This is a genomic window from Allobosea sp. CER48, from assembly GCF_044752385.1.
Taxonomy (GTDB): domain Bacteria; phylum Pseudomonadota; class Alphaproteobacteria; order Rhizobiales; family Beijerinckiaceae; genus Allobosea.
The window spans coordinates 1-3187 of sequence record NZ_JBIWYK010000375.1 but is presented as its reverse complement, the minus strand read 5'-3'; the positions used below and the strand labels follow the sequence as shown (position 1 = coordinate 3187).

General features: G+C 66.0%; 4 protein-coding genes. 2 read left to right on the top strand and 2 right to left on the bottom strand.

What is annotated here, in order from left to right; all coding sequences use genetic code 11:
• The coding region (gene ligD, locus ACIPIA_RS13060; protein WP_400510170.1) for a DNA ligase D at positions 1-1483 on the top strand (1483 nt) is incomplete at its 5' end.
• Here the strand turns inward: ligD and ACIPIA_RS13055 are convergent.
• A complete protein-coding gene (locus ACIPIA_RS13055) occupies positions 1470-1874 on the bottom strand; it encodes a winged helix-turn-helix transcriptional regulator (protein WP_400510171.1) in 405 nt (134 codons plus the stop codon). The genes ligD and ACIPIA_RS13055 overlap by 14 nt on opposite strands.
• Before the next feature lie 127 nt (positions 1875-2001).
• Between ACIPIA_RS13055 and ACIPIA_RS13050 the strand changes: the two genes are divergently transcribed.
• Positions 2002-2613: an NAD(P)-dependent oxidoreductase gene (locus tag ACIPIA_RS13050; RefSeq protein WP_400510169.1), complete on the top strand. Its 612-nt coding sequence runs from the start codon at positions 2002-2004 to the stop codon at positions 2611-2613.
• A gap of 92 nt (positions 2614-2705) precedes the next feature.
• Here ACIPIA_RS13050 and ACIPIA_RS13045 read toward each other — a convergent pair.
• Positions 2706-3187: Atu4866 domain-containing protein (locus tag ACIPIA_RS13045; RefSeq protein ID WP_400510168.1), on the bottom strand; the 482-nt coding region annotated here is incomplete at its 5' end.

Here is a 3187-nt window from a genome sequence, read left to right as displayed (position 1 = left end):
GCCCTTGCTCGCCCGCAAGGAAAGGCTTCAGCACCTGCTGGAGGGCGGTCCGGCGGATGGGCCGCTGCGCTACAGCGAGCATTTCATCGAAGCTGGCCAGACCATGCTGACGCATGCCTGCCGGATGGGGCTGGAAGGGGTGATCTCGAAACGGGCCGACGCGCCCTATCGCAGCGGTCGCGGACGCGACTGGATCAAGTCGAAGTGCACTCAGCGCCAGGAGTTCGTCATCGCGGGCTACGTTCCCTCCCAGGCCGCGCCGCGCAAGCTCGGTTCGATCGTGGCGGGCTACTACGAGGATGACGAGCTGAAGCCCGCCGGGCGCGTCGGCACCGGCTTCACCGCGAAATCCGCCGCCTCGCTCAAGGCGAAGCTCGACAAGCTCGCGACGGAAGGCTCGCCCTTCGAAGGGCAGGCCGGCCGCGAGCGCGGCATCGTCTGGGTGAAGCCCGAACTGGTTGCGGAAGTCGAGTTCCGCGCCTGGACTGCGTCCCGGACGCTGCGCCACGCATCCTTCCTCGGGCTGCGCGAAGACAAGCCGGCCGGCGGGATCGTCGCCGAGAAGCCGGCCAAACCGGTTCCCGAAAAGGCGAAGGGCGGTAGGGTGGCCTCGCGGCCCGCGAGAAAGGCGGCGCCGATGGAGACCGCCGTGAAGTTGTCGAGCCCCGACAAGCCGCTCTGGCCGGATATCGGCTTCACCAAGCAGGATCTGCTCGCCTATTACGGCAGGGTCTGGCCGCTGATGCAGCGTTTCGTCGTGGGCCGTCCGTTGAGCCTCGTACGGGCGCCGAATGGCATCGACGGCACGCGGTTCTTCCAGAAGCATGCCGGCCCGGGGCTGCACGAGGCGGTCAAGCGCCGGAAGGATTCCGACGGCGAGGAGCTGATCTATATCGAGGATTTCGATGGGCTCGCCGCGCTCGTCCAGCTCGGCACTGTCGAAATCCATGTCTGGGGCGCGACGATGGCGGCCGTCGAGACTCCGGATCAGATCATCTTCGATCTCGATCCCGACGATGGTGTTCCGGTCGAGCGGGTGCGGGAGGCCGCGCTGACCGTCCGCCGACATGTCGAGGATCTCGGCTTCGACAGCTTCCTGAAGGTTTCCGGCGGCAAGGGCTTCCATGTCGAGCTGCCGTTGAAGCCGAAGGCGGACTGGGAGCGCGTGCGGCTTTTCGCCCGCGATTTCGCCAAGGCGATGGAGCAGGCCGAGCCCCGGCTCTATACGGCGACGCTGTCGAAGAAGGCCCGGCGCGGCCGCATCTTCATCGATTATCTGCGCAACGGCCGCGGCGCGACGGCGATCGCGCCCTATTCGACCCGCGCTCGCCCGGGCGCGACTCTGGCGATGCCGGTCGAATGGAAGGACATCGACGGACTGAAGCCCGACGCCTTCAAGGCGCAGGACGTGCTCGATGGCGCCTTGCCGCCCGATCTATCGCGCGGCTTCTTCTCGGCCGGCAAGCCGCTCATGGGAGGTTGAGCGGCAGCGGGATCCGCTTGCCCGCCGCCGGCGGAAGACCGCGGTCATAGCGCAGCTGCGCTTCCTCGATCTCCTCGATATGGGATTCCGCCCAGAGCGTGAGCTGGTGCACCGTCTGGGACAGCGTCCGCCCGAGCCCGGTCAGCGAATACTCGACCGTGACCGGCACGGTCGGGAACACCTCGCGCCTGATGAGCCCGTCGCGTTCGAGGCTCTTCAGGGTCTGCGACAGCATCTTCTGCGAGATGTTCTCGATCCGCCGCTTGAGCTCGTTGAACCGCAGCGTGCCATCGTCGAGCGCGATCAGGATCAACACCGCCCAGGTATCGCCGATACGGTCGAGAACGCGGCGCGTCGGGCAAAGCGCCTGGAATGGGTCGGGGCGTTTCAGCATGGCGGTTTCCCGGAGGTGACCATGTCGCGCCAAAGTGCCTTCTTTACGGCTCGGCGGGGCATGGTCAGATAGGCTCCAATGGAGTGCAGGTATCTCGTGGATACCATATCAAGGAGCCATTGTCATGAAAGTCGCATTGATCGGCGCCAGCGGATTCATCGGTTCGCGTCTGCTGGCCGAGCTGTCGTCGCGCGGCCTTAGCGTCACGGCCATCGTCCGCAACCCGGACAAGGTGGCAACGCTGCCGGGCGTCACCGTCGCCAAGGGCGACGTCTTCGACAAGGACGGGCTGGCGGAGCTCCTCGCCGGACATGACGCCGCGATCAGCGCCGTCCATTTCACGGCCAGCGATCCGCAGATTCTGCTCGCGGCGGTGAAGCAGTCCGGCGTCAAGCGCTATCTCGTCGTCGGCGGCGCCGGCAGCCTCGAAGTCGCTCCGGGCGTCAGGCTTTTCGACACCCCGGAATTCCCGGCGATCTATCTCGACGAGGCCCGGAAGGGCGGAGTCTTCCTCGATCTGCTCAAGTCTGAGCAGGCGCTGGACTGGACCTTTCTCTCGCCTTCGGCGCTGATCCAGCCGGGTGAACGGACCGGCAAGTTTCGTCTTGGCACCGATCAGCTCCTGGCCGACGACAAGGGCAACAGCACAATCTCGGCCGAGGACTACGCGGTTGCGCTCGTCGACGAGCTGCAAAAGCCGGCCCATAGCCGCCGTCGCTTCACCGTCGGCTACTGACCGGCTGCGGTTGCCATGGAAAGCCGAAGGGCCGTGCCTCCCGCCGGAGGTACGGCCCTTCGCTAGTCGTCATGCGCTCTCGCGACGGCTGCTCATGCCTTGCGGAAGCGCTTCTCGCCGATGCTGAGCGTGCCGCGCTTGAGCTTGCCGAGCGCGACCCAGCCGGACTCGCCCTCGAAATAGAGCTTCGAGCGGTCGACCGCGTAGCGGCCACGGTGCTGGGCGCCCGCCTCCGGCTTGGCCTTGTGGAACTGCCCGTCGGGCCGCAGATCGATCAGGATCGATCCGTCTTCTGTCTTCCACTTGCCGATGGCGGCCTGTTCGAAGAGCGAGGGGCCATCCGTTCCGTCGAGATCGATCTCGAGGGTGCGGACCGTGCGGCTGCCGGGCGCGAAGCCTGAAGCCAGCTGGCCGAGAGCTTGAAGAACCTGGCTGAAATGCATGGTTCGTCTCCCTGTTGTGGTGACGGCTGAAACCGCTTGTCGCAGACATCCCCGTCGGGATCTGTCAGCAAGCGGTTGAGCAACGACCGTCTCCAGGGAGCCGGCCGAATGATCGTCACGAATCTGTTTGC

Bases quoted from the DNA above. Each gene is read 5' to 3' on its own strand.
- ACIPIA_RS13050 (WP_400510169.1), top strand. From the start codon at position 2,002: ATGAAAGTCGCATTGATCGGCGCCAGCGGATTCATCGGTTCGCGTCTG.